Source organism: Streptomyces himastatinicus ATCC 53653 (assembly GCF_000158915.1).
Classification (GTDB): Bacteria; Actinomycetota; Actinomycetes; order Streptomycetales; family Streptomycetaceae; genus Streptomyces; species Streptomyces himastatinicus.
Genome location: NZ_GG657754.1, coordinates 7,684,753 through 7,704,604 on the forward strand (window position 1 = coordinate 7,684,753; position 19,852 = coordinate 7,704,604).

Sequence of the window (19,852 nt, forward strand, 5' to 3'; positions counted from 1 at the left end):
AAAAAAAAAAAAAAAAGAAACAACAAACACAAACTGATAAAAAAAACACAAAGAACAGCAGCTGCGACGACCAAAACAGCAGCCACCGACAGCGTACCCACCGCCGCCGACACCCGCACCAAACTCCCCGGCCGCGCCCAGACCGCCAGCGCGCGGCGCAGCAGCGCGGTGTCGCCGAGAAAAAACACCGCGGGCGGGCCAGGACGAGAAGTCCGCGCGGGTCGCGGTGCGCCACGCGAAGGGCTCGGCGGGGGTCAACCGCTCGCAAAAACAAAAACCCGTTCGGAGGACGGGTTTCGGGTTTTCGTCGGCGCCGCCGCACCGCCGCGCCCCCAGCCCTCGCCCGGCATCCCCAGCAGCGACCCGCACACCACCAGCGCCACCACGGCCACCAGCAGCGCCCGCAGATGCTGGCGGCGGCGCATCAGATCGGTGGGGCGCGCCTGGAGCGAACACGGGTCGAACTCGGCCGACTCCAGCAGCGAACCGTCGTCCCGGCTGCCCGCCGGTTCCGGCACCTCGTCCGCCTCGTCGAGCGCGTCCAGCGCGTCGTCCCCGTCCACCCCCGCGGCCTGGAGCAGCGCCCGCACCTCGCGGTCCTCGAGACGCTCCAGCTCGCGCAGCACGTACGCGGCCCGGCCGGGGCCCGTCAGCTCGGACAGCGCCTTGTCCAGGGCGAGTTCATCGGCCCCGCCGGACCGGGGGAACAGCCGCAGCCCCCACACCAGGGGCAGCGGCGCCGACAGCATCCACGGGCGCCGCGGCCGCGCGGCCCGCAGCGCGGAGCGCAGCACACGCAGCCGCACGTAGGCGTACCCCGCGTCGCCCGCCGTGCCCTTGGTGCCGCGCTGCCACGGCAGCTCGACCTCCTGGACCTCGGGCCTGGCCTGGTTGCGCGGCAGGGCGCGCTGCGCCAGCGCGTGCGCGGCCAGGACGCGCCGGGTGCGGCCCATTCCGGGCGGCAGGATGAGATACGCGAGCCGCACCAGCCGCGGATAGTGCTCGACGATGGCGGCCTCGGCCTGCTCGACGTCGATCGGGCCCGCGGTGTCGGCATCGGTGTCATCGTCGGGGGTGGCTGTCGCCTGCTGCTGCTCCACGTGGCGTAAACGAGCGGCGGGGCGAGGAGGTCACCTGGCCTCCTTCGAGGATGCCCCCGACCTTCAGACGGGAGAGGGACCGTACCTCTGCAGAGCAGGGCAGAGAGCAGTATTCCGCCTCTGGAGCGAAATGTCGCCCACGCGATCGGGTAAGATGCGTGTCGTGCGTTGCGAGAACCAAGCCCGCACAAACGTGCCGAGCGAGAGCCAAGCCGGCGCAACCCAACGCTTTCGGGCGACCGGGCAGGTTCCGTCCCGGCTGGTGTTGAGGGAGTAAGACCTTTCAGGTCGCTGACCTGTGGGGCTTCCTGAGCCAGGAATCCCTCTGCTTCAGCTGGGGGAGGGTTCAAAAAGCGGGCGGCTCTGCCACCGGAAGCGGGGGCGGAGCCTACGGGTGGGCGTGGGGCCTCAGCTCACGCGCCAGCCGCTGAACTCGACCGTGCCGCGTGCCCCGCTGCCGCCGTTCGCCGCGCTCATGAACAGCCCGGCGTCCTGCGCGGCCGCGGCGCCCGGCACGGTCACCGTCGCCACCTTGCGCCAGGTTCGCGCCGCCGTCGGTCGACAGCTCGCCGGTGTACGAGGTGGCGGGACGCGCGCGTCAGCCGCAGCAGCACCGGCGCCTTCACGCCCGTGATCCGCTGGTAGGTGTCGAGCGTGCCGTCGCCGTTCGAGTCGTACGACAGGACGACGCCGTTGGCGGGCGTGACCGACAGGTTCAGGAACCCGGGCGAGCCCGCCGTGCCCAGCGCGTTGCGGACGGCGATCCCGGCGCGGGCCCAGGGCCCGGTGACGGCCTGCACGTCCACCTTCACCGTCACCGCCCCGCCGGACCGCAGCGCGCCCGCCCGGTACGCGGCGCCGAACTCCGCGGTGGCCTTCCACAGGTCCTGGCCCGCCCCGTCGATCGCGAACCGTTCGCCCAGCTGACCGAAGGCCGCACCGTTGTTGGTGACGGTCTTCCAGCCGTCGGCCAAGGGGCCCGCCACCCACAGGGTGCCGGTGTGCACCGCCCGCACCCGGTCCTCGCCGCGCGGTCCGTACCGTACGGCGAGTTCGTAGGGATACGGCTTCAGCGGATCCTCCAGCGGCCCGTCGGGCGCGGTGGCCCGCCAGCGGACCTCGCCGCTGCCCGCCGCGGGCACCGACGGCAGCGAGGTGGGGCCCTGCGGCGCGGGGTCGAGGCCGGTCACGGACAGGTCGAAGTCGACACGGCCGGTGGCCCGCAGCCCGTTGACGTTGCGCAGGGCCGCGGTGATGACCCCGGCGCCGCCCGGCGGCAGCGTCCCCGGCTCCGTGGCGACGGTCAGCGTCCCCTGGTACGGGGCCTTGGCCAGTGCGTCGTGCACCCGGCTCGCGGTGCGCCATGCGTCCGCCACCGGCCGTACCGGATAGCTCTTGCGCTCCCGCGTCCACGGCTCCTCGACCGTGTACCAGTCGAACGTGCGCGGCGCGCGGCCTTCGGCGAGCGCGTCCTCCAGCTCGTCCAGGTAGGTCTGCCACTGGGGCACGTGGAAGTCGCCGATGAGGCCGTTCCAGTCGCGGTTGGCGTAGTTGGCGAGCTTGCCGGGGTCCGCGGCGCCCCGGTCCGCCCAGGTGGTGATCAGGGCGCGCGCGGCGAACTCCAGCTGTGCGGACTCCTCCGCGCCCGAGGCCATCCGCTTGGCGTCCTCCAGCCAGGGGCCCAGCAGCAGGAGCCGGTGGGTGCCGGTGATGTCGTCGCTCAGCCGCATCAGCTTGAGCCACAGCCGGGACAGCGCCCGGAAGGTGTCCAGGTCCTTGCGCGCGTACGCGTCCGCGAGCTGACCGATCAGCTGCCAGGAGCGGTTGGCGAGCGCCTGCCGGGCGGTGTCGGCGAGGTCGTAGCGGTACGCGTCGCTGTCGCGCAGCCCGGCCCGTACCCCCAGCAGCGCCGCCAGGGCCGCGTCGAAGCGGGCCGGGTCGAAGGCGGGGGTGTGGGTGGCGTAGTTGGTGCCGGAGCGGGCGGTGAGGGAGGGCCGGGCGGCGAAGACGGAGTCGTGGGGGCGGCCGTCCTTGCTGCTGATCTGGTACGCGGTGTCGCGCAGCGCCGCGAACGCCTCCCGCGCCTTGGCGTCCCGCGCGCCGTAGCGGACGTCGGCGTAGTCACGGAACCACGCGTCCCGGTCCACCGCCGTATCCCGCCACGCCAGCTCGCTGAACAGCTCGTACGCCGCCGGATCGCGTTCGACCGCCTCCGGCATGTACGCCGTGCCGACCAGCTTGCTGCCGGGCTTGTCCCGCCAGACGGTGAACCGCTCGGTCCACATGTGGGTCTTGGCGCCGATGGTCGTACGGCCGCCGAAGTTGGGGATCGTGCCGAACGCGTACGGCACCGACCCCCAGTCCTTCTCCCGGTCGGTGATCGTGTCCAGGTCCGACAGACCGTCCACGACCAGCATGTGGTCATGGTCGACCGCGTCCAGCAGATCGCGCCGGGGGTTGGACTGCCAGCCCAGGATCACCCAGATGGCACCGGGGCGGGAGGTCTGGAGCGCCTTCTCGACGGCGCGCGCGGCGTCCGGTACGGAGACGTCACCGGCGTTGCCGCCCTCGTGCAGCAGGTCCATCTTGAACAGGTCGCACGCGCCGAACAGGTCGTGCTGGTGGCGGTAGAAGGCCGCGGCCACCTCGTGGAACGCGTCGGTGCGCGGATCCAGCCAGTCGGGCCGCCGGAGCCCGTTCCAGTCGCCCTGCGGCACGGTGTGCGCCCCCGGGTTGCGGTCGGCGAAGCCGTCGGGGACGGTGCCGAAGTAGCCGGGGAAGACGGGCCGCATGCCCAGCTCCCGCAGCCGGTCGGCGATGCGCCGCCCCAGGTCGGTCCGCTTCTCCAGCAGCGCCGTGGACACCGGGCCGCCCCACTCGCTCATGTTCTGCATCAGGAACCACGGCTGGTGGGCCGGGGTGGGCAGCCAGGCGCGCAGCTCCGCGTCCGTATAGCCGAAGTCCTGGAGCAGCCGGTGGTAGACGACCTCCTGGCCCGCGGTGACCAGCAGCTCGTTGCTGCCGTGCAGGGCCGCGACGTCGATCAGGTGTTCCCAGCGGTCCCAGTCGGCGAACGGGGCGGTGTAGCCGTCGTGGGTGTCGTTGAACGCGAAGCGGTGCGGCAGCGCGGTCGACCGCTCCACGGTGCCGCCCGGCGCGGGCAGCTTCTTCGGCAGCTCCAGCTGATCGCCCGCCCAGGTGATCTGGGTGTGGCAGGTGTACTTGAGGTACCAGTGGACGCCGGTGAGCAGCACCGCGGGGCTCGTCCCGGCCACGGTGATACGTCCCGTCGATCCGGTGACCTCGAACCGCTCCTTCTTCCCCTTGCCCCCGGGGAGCGCCACCAGCCGGAACTGCTCGGCGTGGTCGGGGAGCAGCCGCCGCAGTGCGGCGCGCGCGGGGGCGGTGGAGAAGGCGGTCACGGCGGTGTCCTGTGCGGTGTCGTCCTGTGGTGGCCCTGGCGTGTCGGCCAGCGCGGGGGAGTGGACCCCTAACGCGGCCCCGGCCCCGAGTGCTCCGGCGGTTCCGATCAGCGTGCGTCTGCTCAGGTCGCTCATGCGCCCCCCAACGGACAACGGCCAACGGTTGTGGTGCGCAGGGCACTTAACCAGCGATATGGGGCGGGAGCAATGGGGCGCGCGCGCCGGGGGAGCCGCCGTTATCGCCCGTTCGGCTCCGCCCGCCCCCGGTCCAGGTACGCCAATACGGCCAGCACCCGGCGGTTGTCGTCGTCGGACTGCGGCAGGCCGAGCTTCCCGAAGATGTTGGAGGTGTGCTTGGCGACGGCCCGCTCGGTCACCACCAGCTGCGCGGCGATCGCCGCGTTCGACCGGCCCTGCGCCATCAGCTCCATCACCTCGCGCTCCCGCGGCGTCAGATGTCCCATCGGCCGGTCCTGTGAGCGCCGGGTCAGCAGCTGCGAGATGACCTGCGGGTCCATCGCCGTACCGCCCTCGGAGACCCGCCGCACCGCGTCGATGAACTGGTCCGCGTCGAAGACCCGGTCCTTGAGGAGATAGCCGATGCCGCCGCTCCCGTCGGCCAGCAGCTCGCGCGCGTACAACTGCTCGACGTGCTGCGACAGCACCAGCACCGGCAGGCCGGGCCGCTCCCGACGCGCCGCCAGCGCGCACTGGAGGCCCTCGTCGGTGAACGACGGGGGCAGCCGTACGTCCACCACGGCCACGTCCGGTTTCAGCTCCGCCAGCGCCCGCGTCAGCTCCGGTCCGCTCTCGACGGCGGCCGCGATCTCGAAATCGTAGGCCTCCAGCATCCGTACCAACCCGTCCCTGAGCAGGAACAGATCCTCGGCAACGACTACGCGCACGGCGGGCTCCATGACGTCATCGGGCCCGGAACGGCACTCCGGGCCGAATGCGTCGAATGTACCGTCGTAGGGTCCCCGTTGGTGCTCAGACCGTCGGTCGCGGGGCGACCGGGGCGCAGGGGATCTCCATCGTCACCATGGTGGGGCCGCCGGGCGGGCTGCTGACGGCGAGGACGCCGTCGAAGGTGCCCAGCCGCCGTTCGATGCCGCTGAGGCCGCCGCCCTGCGCGACGCTGGCGCCGCCGTTGCCGTTGTCGGTGACCGCGATGCGCAGCATCCCGGCCTCGTGGTGGATGTCGAGCCACATACGCGCGGCGCCGGAGTGCTTGGCCGCGTTGGTGAGGATCTCGCTGATGGCGAAGTACGCGGCCGCCTCGACCGGTTCCGCGAACCGGCCCGGAACCTCCACCTCCGTCTCCACCGGGATCGTCATCCGCAGGGCGAGGGCGCGCACCGCGTCGCCCAGGCCGCGTTCGGCCAGGACCGGCGGGTGGATGCCGCGGACCAGATCGCGCAGTTCGGCCAGCGCCTCGGCGGAGTTGGTGCGGGCCGCGGCGAGGAGTTCCTTGGCCTTGGCCGGGTCCTTCTCGATGAGCGCCTCGATGGTCCCCAGGCTCATGCCCATGGCGACGAGCCGGGCCTGTGCGCCGTCGTGCAGATCGCGTTCGATGCGGCGCAGCTCGGCGGCGGAGGTGTCCACGGCGTCGGTCCGGGTCTCGGTGAGCCGCTCGACGCGCGCGGCGAGGGTCATCTGCGGGGTGGGGGCGAGGAAGGCGCCGGCCAGCAGGAAGTGGGTGCGCAGCAGCAGGGGCGAGACGAACAGGCCCAGTGCGATGAGGCCGATGCCGGTCAGGGCGGCCAGGTTCGCGGTGCCCTGCGAGGTCACGGGGACGAACGCGTACCAGTAGGTGCCGCCCGCGTCGACGATCGGCTCCCAGACCCCGGCGGCCAGGACGGAGCCCTCGACCCCGTACGGCGGGAAGGCGAACGCCAGCAGCGCGATCACGTACCCGGCGGTCATGTCGACCTGGAGCCAGAGCAGGTCGCGCCAGGTCGCCGGGTCCTTCAGCAGGAAGGTGCACAGCTCCACCTGACCGGTGATCCCGGAGCGCCGGTCGTGGGGAAGCGGACGGTACGGCATCCGGATCTGGACGCCGGACCACTTCGCCGCCAGTAACCGGCGCTGATTCGCGTGCTTGCGCAGCACGCCCACCATCGCCGGGGTGGTGAGGACCCCCAGGCCCAGCGGGATGAAGGCGATGGACAGGACGGTCAGGACGGAGACGACGATCGACATGAGCGCGAGAACGGATACCCCGAGCCCCTGCACACAGGCCGACAGTCTCTTGCGGACCTTCATCCCACGCCCTCCAGGGTTTTTCAGCTGTGCGGTGCGGCTTCCTGCCCCTCCGATGTCCTCAGTCTGCTGGACGCCGCATGATCGGTCACGGGGGCCGCGCCCCGCCCGGGGGTACACCTAGCACCACCCCCCGGCCCTCGCCCTATGGCTCGGGGATTCGGGGGTTGCCCGGCTGGGGCGGGAACGCGCCGTTTTCTAGCGTCTAGGACATGACCGATCCGGTCCGTATTCCGTACACATCCCCAGTGGGAGAGACGCCATGAGCACAACGAGGCGAGGCCTGGCCGTGCGGCTCGGCGGGTGGAGCACCCGTCACCGCAAGTCCGCGATCATCGGATGGCTGCTGTTCGTGGTGGTCGTCGCCGTCGTCGGTGGCATGTCCGGCTCCCGGCAGATGACCAATTCCGAGAACGGCGCGGGCGACTCCGCACGCGCCCAGAAGGTCCTCGAGGACGCCGGGCTCAGCACCCCGGCCGGCGAGATGGTGATGCTGCGCAGCACGGACCCGGACGGCTGGCGGGCCGCGGCCCGCGATCTGAGCGCCCGGCTGGAGAAGACCGGGGAGACCGCGCGGATCCAGCCGCCGGTGCGGTCGGCCAGTGGCCGTGAGGGGCTGGTCGCCTTCCAGCTGAAGGGCGATCCGGACACCGCGGGAGAGCGGGTGAAGCCCGTCCTGGACGCGGTGGCGGCGACCGAGTCGGCCCACCGCGGGATCACCGCCCATGAGTTCGGCGACGCGACAGCGCAGCACGAGCTGGACGGGATGCTGAAGAACGACTTCAAGAAGGCCGAGTTCACGGCCGTCCCCCTGGCGCTGGGCATCCTGCTGGTGGTCTTCGGGGCGCTGGTCGCGGCCCTGCTGCCGGTGCTGCTCGGGGTGACCGCCTGCATCGGCACCTTCGGGCTGCTGGCCCTGGTCAGCCACAAGCTGCCGCTGTACGACTCCACCAACTCGGTGATGTTCCTGGTCGGGCTGGCCGTCGGCGTCGACTACTGCCTGTTCTACCTGCGGCGCGAGCGGGACGAGCGGGCCGCGGGCCGGGATCCGGAGACCGCGCTGCGCATCGCGGCGGAGACCAGCGGCCGGGCGGTGCTGGTCTCGGGGATCACGGTCATGCTGGCGATGTCGGGCATGTTCCTGTCCGGGCTGATGCTCTTCCAGGGCTTCGCGGTCGCCACCCTGCTGGTCGTCCTGATGGCCATGCTGGGGTCGGTGACGGTCCTGCCCGCCACGCTGTCCTGGCTCGGCGACCGGGTCGACAAGGGCCGGGTGCCGCTGCTCAACCGCCGCCGTGACAAGGGCGCCCACGCCAGCGGCGGGATCTCCGGCACGCTCATGAAGCCCGTCCTGGCCAGGCCGAAGCTGTTCGCCGCCGTCTCGGCCGCCCTGCTGCTGGTGATGTGCGCCCCGGCGCTCGGGATGAAGACCGAAAACCTCGGCATGGAGGACCAGTTCGGCTCGGACGCCCCGCTGACGGTGGCGTACAAGGAGATCACCGGAGCGTTCCCGGGCGGCCCGGCCCCGGCCGAGGTGGTGGTGCGCGCCGACGACATCTCCTCGTCCCGCTTCGGCGCTGCCGTCACCGACTTCAAGCGGCAGCTGGCCGACTCCGGCCGGTTCGGCAAGGCCGTCGAGGTCGAGCTGCACGCCGAGCAGGGGGTGGCCCGTATCGAGGTGCCGCTCGCGGGGAACGGCGAGAACGCGACGTCACAGCGCGCGCTGGACACCCTGCGCGACGACCTGGTGCCGGACGTCCTCGGCCCGGTCTCCGACCAGGCGTACGTGGGCGGTGAACTCGCCGAGAATCGCGACTTCACCGACCAGCTGAAGACCGACATCGCACCGGTGTTCGTCTTCATCGCCGCGGTGACCTTCCTGCTGATGCTGGTGTGCTTCCGCTCGCTGCCGATCGCGATCGTGTCGATCCTGCTCAACTTGCTGTCGGTGGGCGCCGCTTACGGCACCATGACCGCCGTCTTCCAGCACGGCTGGGGCGCGGAGCTGCTGGGCATGGAGCCGGCCGGGGCGATCGAGTCGTGGATGCCGCTGTTCGTCCTCGTCATCCTCTTCGGGCTGTCGATGGACTACCACGTCTTCGTGGTCTCGCGGATCCGTGAGGCCCACGACCGCGGCCTGACGACGCGCGAGGCGATCCGCGAGGGCATCCGCACGACGGCGGGCTCCGTCACCGGGGCGGCCACCATCATGGTCGCGGTGTTCTCGGTGCTGGCGCTGCTGCGGATGCAGGACATGCAGCAGATGGGCGTCGGGCTCGCGGTCGCGGTGCTGGTGGACGCCACCCTCGTACGGATGCTGCTGCTGCCCTCGGCGATGGCGCTGCTGGGCGAGCGCACCTGGTATCTGCCGCGCGCGCTGCGGTGGCTGCCGAACGTGAACCATGGCGAGGCTCCGGCCCCCGCGGAGTCCCGCCCACTGGTGGGGGCCGATCGCTGAGGAGCGGCGCCCACGGAGGAGCGCCGTACGGGCCGAGTCGCGGCCCGTACGGCGCTCCTCGCCGTGCTACGCGCTCGGCACGTACTTGTAGCCCACGCGCCGCACCGTCACGATCGACCCCCGGTGTTCCGCGCCCAACTTGCGGCGCAGCCGGGCGACATGGACGTCCACGGTCCGGCCGTCGCCGACGTGTCCGTACCCCCACACCGTCGTCACCAGCTGATCGCGGGTGTGCACCCGGTGCGGATGGGCGACGAGATGGGCCAGCAGCTCGAACTCCAGGTACGTGAGGTCGAGCGGATGCCCCGCGACCTGCACGGTCCGCTGCTCGGGGTCGATCCGCACCGGGCCCTCGTCGGTGGGGAGCGGCGCGGCGGCGGACGAGGCGACGGACGCGGCGGGCGCCGGGGGTGCGCTGGGTGCGGCGGACGCGGCCCCCTGGCGCTCCTGCTGGTCGGCCGGGACCAGCACCAGATAGCCGATCATCGGCGGCTGCCCGGGGAGGGCCGGGACGGTGTGCGGGGGAGCGGGCAGCCAGGTGGCGCCGGGGTGCAGCAAGTCGTCGACGGGGGGCACCTCGTCCCTGGCGACGGCTCGTAGCCGCTGCCGGCCGGCGAGCGGAGGCCGTCCGGGCACCGTGGCGGCGGGGGAGGTGGCTGAGGAGGCGGAGAGGGTACGGAGGTTCGTCATGGGAGTCAGCTCTTTCGCGCTAAGGGGCGTCGGTGGACGTCATGCGCGCGGGCTGGGCCGAGGGGCCTCGGAACGGGGAAAGGGTGCCCCTGAACCGGGCGGGGGATGCCGAGCGGCCGGGTGGGGCGGCGTCAGCAGCCGAGCGAGCGGGCCCGCGCAACGGATGCGCGGCAACACTCGCGGTCGAAGTGGTGCGCCTGCCGGGACGGCCAGAACGGCTCCAGGTCGAGACGACCCGTCGCGGCGTTGATGAGGCTGACCATGCCCCCTATTGAAGCAGAAGAACGGCCCCGGGCGCTCGGGTCCCGGGCAGGGTGCGACGATGCCCACTCCACCCCGCACTCCCGATGAGGAGCCCCGCCCATGCCGCACATCGTCGTCGAATACTCCGACACCCTCGCCGACGCCTTCGACCGCCAGGGCTTCGGCACCGCCCTGCACCCGGTCGTCGCCAAGACCATCGACACCGCGGTGGCCGGGTGCAAGACCCGGTTCCGCCGGGTCGACGAGGCGGTCATCGCCGACGGGGCGCCCCATCTCGCCATGATCCACATCGAGGTGGCGATCCTGTCCGGGCGGGACGCCGGGACGAAGGCGGAGCTGTCCCGCGCCGTGCTGGACGTCGCACGCGCCCATGTGGCGCCGGTGCCGGGCCTGACCGTGCAGACCACCGTGAACATCACCGACCTGGACCGCGCCTGGTACGTGAAGCACGAGGAGGCCACCCCGCAGTCCTCTTAGGTCTCTCGGACCTCGCGGACACCTCGGGTAGCGGAGCCAATCCGACATCTACCTATAAAGCGAGCCGAGGCGCACAATGGTGGTGCGGCGGCATTGCCGTACTGCGCGGTCAGACTTGCATGGAACGAAGGAGGCGAGTCGTATGGCCGACGTCTCACGTACCCGAGGTGATCTCAAGGGCCACCCCGACGTGTCCGAGATGCGTGAGCGCTTCGCTCGCATGATGGACGCGCGGGATGTTGTCTTCCTCGACGGACCGGTGCTGCTGGCCGGTCTGTACTTCGCCATCTCCCCCTGGGTGGTGCACTTCTCGAGCACCAGCCCCGACCTCATGGTCAACAACCTCGTCCTCGGCCTGGCCATCGCCCTGCTGGGCATCGGCCTCACGTCGGCGCCGAGGAGGATGTACAGCCTGTGCTGGGCCATGTCCGCGATCGGTGTATGGATGATCATTTCTCCCTGGGTCGTTGCCAGGGGAGCAGATGCCGGAATGATCTGGAACAACGTGCTCATCGGCGCCCTCACCTGCCTGTTCGGCCTGATCGCCGCCGGCGTGGTGATGCGGAAGGGACGGGAAGCGACCTGACCGAGAGCTGAAGGACACGTCACCACACGCTACGAGCGACAACGGACCGGGCCGACGGCCTGGTCCGTTGTCGCGCGTAGCGTGTGCGTTCAGCCGATCGGCTCCGGCATCGGGACCACGTCGTAGGAGCACTCGATGACGTCGCCGGTGGCCGGATCGCCCAGCTCCACCCGCCAGCGGTCGGCGAACTGGTCGACACCCTCCGTCATCGGGATCGTGCCGGAGATCAGCACCGTGCCCGGCACCAGGTCGCCGCGCTCGCGCAGCACCTCGACCCAGTACGCGGGCGGCAGCAGCTCGGCCAGGGTGCCGCTCTGCACCTCGGTCTCCGTGCCGTCATGGCTGACCCAGGCCCGCAGGGTCAGATCGTCCAGCCGCGCGTCCACATCCGCCAGGCGCCAGGCGCGGGCGGCGAGCACATCGGGGCCTGCGTTCTTGCTCCAGGCCACGCCGTGCACCTCCAGCTCCCGGTCGGTGTGGTCGCAGGCGGCGGTGAGCAGCAGCTCGCCGCCCTCGGCCACGACCAGCGCCCATTCCGCCTCGCCCGAGGTGCGGCCGTGCTGGACGCTGACCCGGCCGGTCTGCTGGGCGAGGTAGGGGGAGATGGGGTAGAGGGCGGGCGTCACGCTGGGCGCGGGGACGCCCAGCTCGGCCAGTTCGGCGACATGGGCGGCCACGTCCTCCTGGCTGCGTCCGGCGTAGCCCGCGTTGAGCACCTGGACGACCTCCACCCGCCGGGTGGAGCCGTCGGGGAGTTCGAAGGACAGGGCGGGCCGGGGGGACTGCGTCGGCTGCGTCGTCATGGGGGTGTGCACTCCATATCGCGAGGAACTTCCCTCTAGGGGGTTGCGCATACGCTCGGTATACAACAAGTATGCCGGAAGCCGTGCATCACGCAAGACCCCTCCAGCACGTGCACCCTCTGAATACGCACCCACCCCCGCACCACCCCGAGGACGGACCATGCAGCGCACCTCCAAGGCCCCACCAGAGCCCCGGGCCGACGGACCCGCGGTCCGCCGCGCCTTCATCGCCAGCCTGACCGGAACCGCCCTGGAGTGGTACGACTTCGCCGTTTACTCCGCCGCCGCGGCGCTGGTCTTCGGCGACCTCTTCTTCCCCTCCAAGGACCCGTTCACCGGCACCCTCCTGGCGTTCTCCACCTACGCCGTCGGCTATGTCTCCCGCCCGCTGGGCGGCTTCGTCTTCGGGCGGCTCGGAGACGTCATCGGCCGGAAGAAGGTGCTGATCGCGACCCTGGTGCTCATCGGCGCCGCGACCCTGCTGATCGGGCTGCTGCCCACGTACGCCACCGTCGGCGTCGCGGCCCCCGCCGCCCTGGTGCTGCTGCGCTTCGCGCAGGGCGTCGGCGTCGGCGGCGAATGGGGCGGCGCGGTGCTGCTGTCCAGCGAGTACGGCGATCCCCAGCGGCGCGGCTTCTTCGCCTCGGCCGCCCAGGTCGGCCCCCCGGCGGGCAATCTCCTCGCCAACGGCGTGCTCGCCGGGCTGGGCGCCGCGCTGACGGAGGACCAGTTCCTGTCCTGGGGCTGGCGAGTGGCGTTCCTGCTCTCCGGTGTGCTGGTGGTCTTCGGGCTGTGGGTCCGCGCCAAGCTGGAGGAGACCCCGGTCTTCAAGGCGATGGAGGCCGCGCAGGACCGCCCCGAGGCGCCGGTGCGCGAGGTGTTCACCTCCCAGCCACGGGCGCTGACCGCGGCCATTCTCTGCCGCATCGCACCCGATGTGCTGTACGCGATGTTCACGGTCTTCGTGCTCACCTACGCCACCGGGGAACTGGGCATGTCGCGCGGCTCCGCGCTGACCGCCGTCCTCATCGGCTCCTCCCTCCAGATCTTCCTGATCCCGCTGGCCGGAGCGCTCTCCGACCGGGTCAACCGGCGGTGGCTGTACGGGGCCTCCGCCGTCGCCGCGGGCGTCTGGCCCTTCCTCTTCTTCCCGCTGGTCGCGGGCGGCAGCTGGGCGCTGCTCACCCTCGGTGTGGTCGGCGCGCTGGTGATCCACTCGCTGATGTACGGGCCGCAGGCGGCCTTCATCGCCGAGCAGTTCTCCCCGCGGCTGCGCTACACGGGCTCCTCCCTCGCGTACACCCTGGCCGGAGTCGTCGGCGGCGCGATCGCACCGCTGCTGTTCACGACGCTGCTCGGGACCTATCACGCCTGGCAGCCGCTGGCGCTCTACATCGCGCTCACGGCGGTGGTCACGGTCACCGGGCTGTGGCTGGGCCGGGACGCGGCACCCGCCCAGGACGAGGAGCCGGACACGGTGGCCGCACCGCACCATTCGTCGGTCACGACCGGCTGACGAACCACCCCCGGGACGGGCAGCCGTGCCCCGCGCGGGGCATCATCGCCACGTCACCCACCGCGCCGATCAGGGAAGGCAACACACCCCATGCGCATCGCACTGAGCCAGATCACCACCGGCCCTGACCCGAAGGAGAACCTCGCCACCCTGCGCGAGCAGGCCCTGCGCGCGGCGGCGGACGGCGCCCGGATCGTCGTCTTCCCGGAGGCCGCCATGGCGTGCTTCGGGACCAAGCTGGGCCCGCTCGCCGAACCGCTGGACGGTCCGTGGGCCACCGAGGTCCGGCGGATCGCGCGGGACGCCGGGCTCGTCGTCGTGGCGGGCATGTTCACCCCGGCCCCCGACGGGCGGGTCACCAACACCCTGCTGGCCACCGGCGACGGTGTCGAGGCCGCGTACGACAAGATCCACCTGTACGACGCCTTCGGCTTCGCCGAGTCCAAGACCGTGGCCCCCGGCTCGGAGGTGGTGACCTTCGAGCTGGACGGCGTCCGGATCGGCCTCGCCACCTGCTACGACGTACGGTTCCCGGAGCTGTTCCGGGCGCACGCCGACGCGGGCGCGGTGCTGTCGCTGCTGCCCGCTTCCTGGGGCGCGGGCCCCGGCAAGCGCGAGCAGTGGGAGCTGCTGACCCGGGCGCGGGCGCTGGACGCCACCGTATGGCTGGCCGCCGTGGGCCAGGCCGACCCGGCGGCGAGCGGTGCCGAGGTTCCGTCGACGAGCGCCCCCACCGGCATCGGGTACAGCGCCCTCGTCGGCCCCGACGGGACCGTACGCGAGCGGCTGGAGGCGGCGCCCGGACTGCTGGTGGCGGACGTCGCCACCGAGGAGGTCGCCGCGGTGCGCCGCACGGTGTCCGTCCTGGCCAACCGTAAGCTGGGCACCCGCGCATGAGCGGGCGGGACAAGCCCGAGCTGGAATTCCACCGTCCCTCGGGCGCCTGGCAGGCGCCCGAGGGGGCGGCCCCGGGCGTCCGGGAGCAGACCCTCGCCGCGGACGGGAGCGGTGCGCATCGCACGGCGCTCGTCCGGTGGGAGCCGGGCACGGACACCTCGGGGTCCGGAGTCGTCCGCCATGACTTCTGGGAGGAGGTCTACCTGATCGAGGGCGATATGCGTGACCTGACGCTGGGGCGGACCTTCTCGCAGGGCGAGTACGCGTGCCGCCCGCCGGGCATGCCCCATGGTCCGTGGATCTCCGACCACGGGGTGACGATGCTGGTGATCACCTACCCGGCGGCCGACGGGGGCTGAGCCGGCCTGGCGCGCTCAGCCCGCCAGGAGCACCTTGAGCGTCGACTCCAGATGGCCGCTGATCGCGGTGCGCGCCGCCTCCGGGTCGCCGGAGGCGACCGCGTCCAGGATCGCCCGGTGCTCGGCGAGCACCGCCTCCTGGCGGCCGGTCCGGTTGTACAGCGCGACCACCCCGGCGCGGATCTGGCGGCTGCGCAGCCCGTCGTAGTGCCGGTTGAGGAGTTCATTGCCCACCGACGCGACCATGGTCGCGTGGAAGAGGTGGTCCACGGCGATGAACTCCTTGGCATGCTCGGGCCCGCTGAGCCCGCGCTGCCGCTCCAGCAGCTCCGTCAGCTCATCGACCGGCACCTTCCGCTGCTCGATGGCCTGTTCGGCGGCGTAGCGCTCGACGATCCCGCGCAGCTCCATCAGTTCGGTGATCTCCCGGCCGGACAGCGGCGCGATGTGCGCACCCCGCTTGGGCACCAACTGCACCAGGTCCTCGGCCGCGAGCAGCAGCAGCGCCTCGCGGATGGGCGTCCGGGAGATGCCGATCCGGTCGGCGATCTCCTGCTCGGTGAGGAACCGGCCCTGCATGTCGGGATCGGTCAGCACGGTCTCCTTGAGGAACGCGTACGCCTTTTCTCGTCCGGACTGCACTGGGCCCTTGCCTCCTCGCATACCACTCGTATACGAAAATTATCACGGCAGAAGGGTGCGGGGTCCGCGGTTCAGCAGCCGTTCCCGCGGTTCAGGGGCCGTTACCGCGTGCTCAGGAGCCGCTCACGAGGACGACCTTGCCGGTGACCGTGCCGGACTCCGCCAGCCGCATCGCCCGCGCGGCCTCCGAGAGCGGGATCCGGGCGGCCACCTGGGCGGTGAACTCACCGCTCGCGAGCAGTGCGAGGACCTGGCCCAGATCCTCGCGCAGCCTCGCCTGGTAGGCGGCGCGGCGCCGGCTGCCCGCCCACAGGTTGTAGAAGTGCGCCTTCCGGCCGTTGGGCAGCAGATTCCACAGCAGGAGCCGGGCGAACAGCTTGAGCACCGGCGCCCGGGACGAGCCGGGTACGTCCCGGGTGGCCGCCGTGCCGTACGAGACGAGCGTGCCCCCGCGGGCCAGCAACCGGAACGAGTCCACGATGCCCTCGCCGCCGACGTGGTCGAACACCGCGTCCACCCCGCCGGGCGCCAGCTCGCGCACCCGCGCGGCCAGATCCGGGTCGCGGTAGTCGACGGGGGTGGCGCCCAGCGCCCGTACCGCGTCGTGGTGGCGGGGTGACGCGGTGCCGATGACCGTGATTCCGGCGCGGCGGGCGAGCTGGACCAGGGTGGAGCCCACCCCGCCGTTGGCCCCGTGGACCAGCACGGTCGTCCCGGCGCGGGCCCCGGCCACCCGGTGCAGCATCTGCCAGGCCGTGATCCCGTTGACCACCACCGTCTCGGCCTCGGCGGCGCCCACTCCGTCCGGCACGGCGACCAGGTCGCCCGCGTCGGCCAGTACGTGACTGGCCCATCCGCCGACCTTGGTCAGCACGGCGAACCGGCGGCCGCGCAGCCCCGGATCCACCCCCGCGCCCGTCTCGGCGACCGTGCCCACCAGGTCGTACCCGGGCACGAAGGGGAACGGCGGCTGGTCGTAGTACTTGCCGCGGCGCATCTGCTGCTCGGCGAACGAGACCCCGGACGCCTCGACGGCCACCAGGACCTGTCCGGGCCCGGGCTCGGGCACCGGGCGGGTGCGGAGCTGGAGCCCCTCCGGGTCCACCCGGCCGGGCAGGACGACTTCGGTGAGCGAGGCGGGCGAGGCGGGCGACATGGCGGGCTCCGTTTTCTCGTGACTCGTGAGGTCTTCTAGTGACCGTGAGAGCTTCTAACAGAACAATGAGGCTGTTAGTCTCGATGTGTCAAGCCCGGGGCGCGCGCCCATCGCCACAGCAGGGCGTGAGCGGCTCGCACGGCGCACACTGGAAGCACGCCCACCGGTGACCGGAGGTCGCGATGGAGTCCGCCGCCGAATTCGACGTCGTCGTGGAGATCCCCGAAGGGTCCCGCAACAAGTACGAGATGGACCACGAGGCCGGGCGCATCCGGCTGGACCGGATGCTGTTCACCGCCACCAAATACCCGGCCGAATACGGGCTATATCGACCCACACCCTCGGCCGCGACGGCGATCCGCTCGACGCCCTGGTCACCGTCGGCGAGCCCACCTTCCCGGGCTGCGTGATCCTGTGCCGGGCCATCGGGATGTACTGCATGCGCGACGAGAAGGGCCCGGACGAGAAGATCCTCTGCGTGCCCGCCCACGATCCGCGCTACGTGGACGTCCAGGACATCGACGACGTCCCGGAGTTCGACCGCATGGAGATCACCCACTTCTTCGACGTCTACAAGGACCTCGAACCCGGCAAGTCCGTCGAGGGATCCCACTGGGAGGGCCGCGACCAGGCGTACGCCGAGATCGCCGCCTCCCGCGCCCGCGCGCGCTGAGGCCCGCCAGGCCCTGTCCGGCGGATCTTCGCGGGGTCGCGACGCCGCTGTGACATCAGCCGCTGCCGCGGCGGGCCGCACCTCGCTGCGTTGTCGGAATCATCCGAGTACGCCCAGTACGAGGACGATCCTCCGCCTTGCGATGCTCCCCCGGCTACCGCCGGGAGGTGCCCCCTGCACCAGACGCCGCGGCCTGATCCACGAAGATCCGCCGGACAGGACCTACGCGGTCCCGCCGCGGCGCGGAGCCGGCACCCCGCGGTCGTTCTGGAGCTCCCACAACTCCCGGAACAGGCCCGGCGATCGGGTCAGCTCCTCGAACGTGCCCTGCTGGATCACCCGGCCGCGGTCCAGCACCACGATGCGGTCGGCCACCGCGACGTTCGCCAGCCGGTGCGTCACCAGGACGACCGCGCGGTCCCGCGCCATCCGCCGCAGCCCGGCGAAGATCCGGTGCTCGGCGCGCGCGTCGAGGGCGCTGGTCGGCTCGTCCATCACCAGCAGCCCGGCGGGCCGGTGGAACGCGCGGGCCAGCGCGATCCGTTGCCACTGCCCGCCGGACAGCTCCACCCCGCCCCACCACTGACGGGCCAGCAGCGTGTCGAGACCGCTGCGCAGCCCGTCGACCACCTCGTGCGCCCCGGAGCGGACCGCCGCCGTCCGCACCGTCTCGTCCCCGCCGTGCGGCTGCCCGAGGGTGATGTTGTCGCGCGCGGACAGCGGCCAGTGGGCGTAGTCCTGCGGCACGACGGCGGTGTGCTGCCACATCGCCTGCGGGTCCAGCTCGTCGGTGCTCGTACCGTCCCAGGTCACCGCGCCCCCGGTGGGCAGGTACAGCCCCGTCAGCAGCTTGCTCAGGGTGGTCTTGCCGGAGCCGTTCTCCCCGACCAGCGCCAGCACTTCGCCGCGCCGCACCTCCAGGCTCACCCCGGCGAGCGCCGGAGCCTCCGACTCCGGGTAGGCGTACGTCAGCCCCTCGGCCCGGATCACCCGCGGTACGTCCGGCACTCGGCTGCCGCGCCGCATCCGGTGCCCGCCCGCCTCCTCGATGAACTCCGCCCAGTCGTCCAGGTACAGCCCCGTACGGAACAGCCGCGTCCCGTACCCGACCATCCCCTGGAGCGACGAGCCCACCGTCCGCAGCGCGAACACCGCGGTCCCCGCCGAGGCCACCGACATCTGCCCGGACCCCAGCAGCAGCGCCAGCGACGCCCACACAAGACCCGACGCGAAACCCCCGGCCAGCGCCCCCGCCACCGCGTACCGCGCGCCCCGGTGCACGGCCTTGTCCGTCGCGGCGTCCACCCGCGCGCCGATCGACCGGTACCGCTCCAGGAGGAACGACGCCATGGTGCCCGAACGCAGCTGGTCGGCGATGTCCTTGTCCACCATGTACCAGCGCAGCAGCCCGAGCGTGCGCCGGTCCGCGCTCATCGCCCGGCTCGTCTCGTACTGCACCCGCGCGCCCTTCATCCCCGCGATCCCCTGCGGCAGCGCGGCCAGCAGCAACAGCGGCAGCAGCGCCGGATGCAGCACGGTCACCACCCCGGCCGCCGCGATCAGCGAGGCCAGACACGCCATCAGCTGCTGCGACTCGACGATCAGATCCTGCGCGACCTCGGCGCCCCGGTCCGCCGCGTCCCACTTGTCGTTGAACCCGGGGTTGTCGTACGCCGCCAGCTCAGCGTTGATCGCCGCGTCCAGCATCTGGGTCTCGGCCTCCCGCGAGATCCGCGGCGACAGCCTGCTGGAGATGTTCGACACCGCGATCCCCAGCAGCGCCCGCAGCCCCGCCGCCCCGGCCAGCACCGCGATCGACGGCAGCGCCTCGCGCAGCCGCTCGCCGATGTGCCCGGACGAGATGAGCGCCGTGATGGTGCCGGTGGTCGCCAGCAGCCCGAACGCCTCGAAGAACCCCGCGAGCGCCTGGCACAGCAACAGCGTCACGACCGCCCTGCGGTCCACCCGCCACGCCAACCCCAGGGATCGGCGCACCAGTTGTGGGAGACGGCGGGCCATGGCCTGGGTGGTGATCGTCTCCAGGGCCTCCGGCGTGGGCGGCCGGAACCGCAACTCCTCACCGGCCCCGTCCGGTTGTCCTGCCGGTTGCCCGGCGGCCTGCGACGCTGCCACGGATCCCCCTGACGATGCGGTCCAGCACGGCGGTGCCGGCCACCTTGCCGCAAAGCGGGCGGGGCCGCAGGCGTACGGCGGAGGTCCACACGATCGTGGAACGGCCGTGTCCTGTCCGCCTCTTCGTCAACCCTGACCATCGTCAAGGTCCCGCCCTGCCGTTCGGCCCGGGTCCCCGGCGTCGGCCGCTCCTACGTTCGGGGCCATGCCAACGCACTCTCACCACACCGTCCGGCTCCTGGGGGCCGCGGCGCTGCTCGCCGCGGGCGCCGCGGCGGTCGTCCTGCTCTCCCCGGGCGGGCTGGGGGACCCCGGCCCCGTCGAGGTCGGACATGGAGCCTCGGCGTCCGCGTACCGCGCGCTCACCGGAGCGGTGGCCGACGCCCCCGTGGCGCTGCTGGAAGCGGCGAGCGA

At 72.0% G+C, this 19,852-nt stretch carries 14 protein-coding genes and 4 pseudogenes; 8 read left to right on the forward strand and 10 right to left on the reverse strand.

The features are described 5' to 3' along the window. Positions 1–86 precede the first annotated feature (86 nt). The 4 genes and pseudogenes from SSOG_RS32625 to SSOG_RS32640 form a co-directional block, all read right to left on the reverse strand. Positions 87–1,100, reverse strand: a pseudogene (locus SSOG_RS32625) (hypothetical protein); the annotation flags it as partial. A gap of 408 nt (positions 1,101–1,508) precedes the next feature. Beyond that, a pseudogene (locus tag SSOG_RS32630) lies at positions 1,509–4,657 on the reverse strand (alpha-N-acetylglucosaminidase). Positions 4,658–4,758: 101 nt separating this feature from the next. Further along, positions 4,759–5,427 (reverse strand): LuxR C-terminal-related transcriptional regulator, encoded by a 669-nt coding sequence (locus SSOG_RS32635; protein ID WP_009718530.1) that lies wholly within the window; start codon positions 5,425–5,427, stop codon positions 4,759–4,761. Positions 5,428–5,512: 85 nt separating this feature from the next. After that, positions 5,513–6,787 carry a sensor histidine kinase gene (locus SSOG_RS32640; RefSeq protein WP_009718531.1) on the reverse strand — a complete coding sequence of 425 codons (1,275 nt, stop codon included), beginning with the start codon at positions 6,785–6,787 and terminating at the stop codon, positions 5,513–5,515. 259 nt (positions 6,788–7,046) lie between these two features. Here SSOG_RS32640 and SSOG_RS32645 point away from each other — a divergent pair, with 259 nt between their 5' ends. Further along, positions 7,047–9,242, forward strand: coding sequence for an MMPL family transporter (locus SSOG_RS32645; protein ID WP_009718532.1), 2,196 nt, complete (start codon positions 7,047–7,049; stop codon positions 9,240–9,242). Between the two features lie 66 nt (positions 9,243–9,308). Here the strand turns inward: SSOG_RS32645 and SSOG_RS32650 are convergent, their stop codons facing one another. Both SSOG_RS32650 and SSOG_RS57600 read right to left on the reverse strand, forming a co-directional pair. Further along, positions 9,309–9,932 (reverse strand): winged helix-turn-helix domain-containing protein, encoded by a 624-nt coding sequence (locus SSOG_RS32650; protein WP_009718533.1) that lies wholly within the window; start codon positions 9,930–9,932, stop codon positions 9,309–9,311. A gap of 131 nt (positions 9,933–10,063) precedes the next feature. Next, a complete protein-coding gene (locus SSOG_RS57600; RefSeq protein ID WP_257231808.1) occupies positions 10,064–10,195 on the reverse strand; it encodes a hypothetical protein in 132 nt (43 codons plus the stop codon). A 100-nt stretch (positions 10,196–10,295) separates the two neighbouring features. Between SSOG_RS57600 and SSOG_RS32655 the strand changes: the two genes are divergently transcribed. Then, positions 10,296–10,673 (forward strand): 5-carboxymethyl-2-hydroxymuconate Delta-isomerase, encoded by a 378-nt coding sequence (locus SSOG_RS32655; RefSeq protein WP_009718534.1) that lies wholly within the window; start codon positions 10,296–10,298, stop codon positions 10,671–10,673. A gap of 142 nt (positions 10,674–10,815) precedes the next feature. Beyond that, positions 10,816–11,259 (forward strand): SPW repeat protein, encoded by a 444-nt coding sequence (locus SSOG_RS32660; RefSeq protein ID WP_009718535.1) that lies wholly within the window; start codon positions 10,816–10,818, stop codon positions 11,257–11,259. 89 nt (positions 11,260–11,348) lie between these two features. On the opposite strand, the gene SSOG_RS32665 is transcribed toward SSOG_RS32660, so the two are convergent. Beyond that, positions 11,349–12,062, reverse strand: coding sequence for a DUF2848 domain-containing protein (locus SSOG_RS32665; RefSeq protein ID WP_009718536.1), 714 nt, complete (start codon positions 12,060–12,062; stop codon positions 11,349–11,351). Between the two features lie 160 nt (positions 12,063–12,222). Between SSOG_RS32665 and SSOG_RS32670 the strand changes: the two genes are divergently transcribed. The 3 genes from SSOG_RS32670 to SSOG_RS32680 all read left to right on the forward strand — a co-directional run bounded on the left by SSOG_RS32670 (position 12,223) and on the right by SSOG_RS32680 (position 14,834). Next, positions 12,223–13,578 (forward strand): MFS transporter, encoded by a 1,356-nt coding sequence (locus tag SSOG_RS32670; RefSeq protein WP_009718537.1) that lies wholly within the window; start codon positions 12,223–12,225, stop codon positions 13,576–13,578. A gap of 90 nt (positions 13,579–13,668) precedes the next feature. Next, on the forward strand, positions 13,669–14,475 hold the full coding sequence (locus SSOG_RS32675) for a carbon-nitrogen hydrolase family protein (protein WP_009718538.1): 807 nt from the start codon (positions 13,669–13,671) through the stop codon (positions 14,473–14,475). Further along, a complete protein-coding gene (locus SSOG_RS32680) occupies positions 14,472–14,834 on the forward strand; it encodes a cupin domain-containing protein (protein WP_009718539.1) in 363 nt (120 codons plus the stop codon). The genes SSOG_RS32675 and SSOG_RS32680 overlap by 4 nt, the downstream gene beginning before the upstream one ends. 15 nt (positions 14,835–14,849) lie before the next feature. On the opposite strand, the gene SSOG_RS32685 is transcribed toward SSOG_RS32680, so the two are convergent. Then, positions 14,850–15,476, reverse strand: coding sequence for a GntR family transcriptional regulator (locus SSOG_RS32685; protein WP_039939236.1), 627 nt, complete (start codon positions 15,474–15,476; stop codon positions 14,850–14,852). Between the two features lie 112 nt (positions 15,477–15,588). After that, entirely contained in the window at positions 15,589–16,632 is a 1,044-nt protein-coding gene (locus tag SSOG_RS32690; RefSeq protein ID WP_009718541.1) for a medium chain dehydrogenase/reductase family protein, read from the reverse strand. 182 nt (positions 16,633–16,814) lie between these two features. On the opposite strand from SSOG_RS32690, the pseudogene SSOG_RS32695 reads away from it, so the two are divergent. Then, a pseudogene (locus SSOG_RS32695) lies at positions 16,815–17,305 on the forward strand (inorganic diphosphatase). Positions 17,306–17,527: 222 nt separating this feature from the next. Here SSOG_RS32695 and SSOG_RS32700 read toward each other — a convergent pair. Beyond that, the gene (locus SSOG_RS32700; RefSeq protein ID WP_009718543.1) at positions 17,528–19,438 is read right to left on the reverse strand and encodes an ABC transporter ATP-binding protein; all 1,911 of its coding nucleotides are present in this window, start codon (positions 19,436–19,438) and stop codon (positions 17,528–17,530) included. A 205-nt stretch (positions 19,439–19,643) separates the two neighbouring features. Between SSOG_RS32700 and SSOG_RS54140 the strand changes: the two are divergent. Continuing rightward, a pseudogene (locus tag SSOG_RS54140) lies at positions 19,644–19,852 on the forward strand (phosphatase PAP2 family protein); the annotation flags it as partial.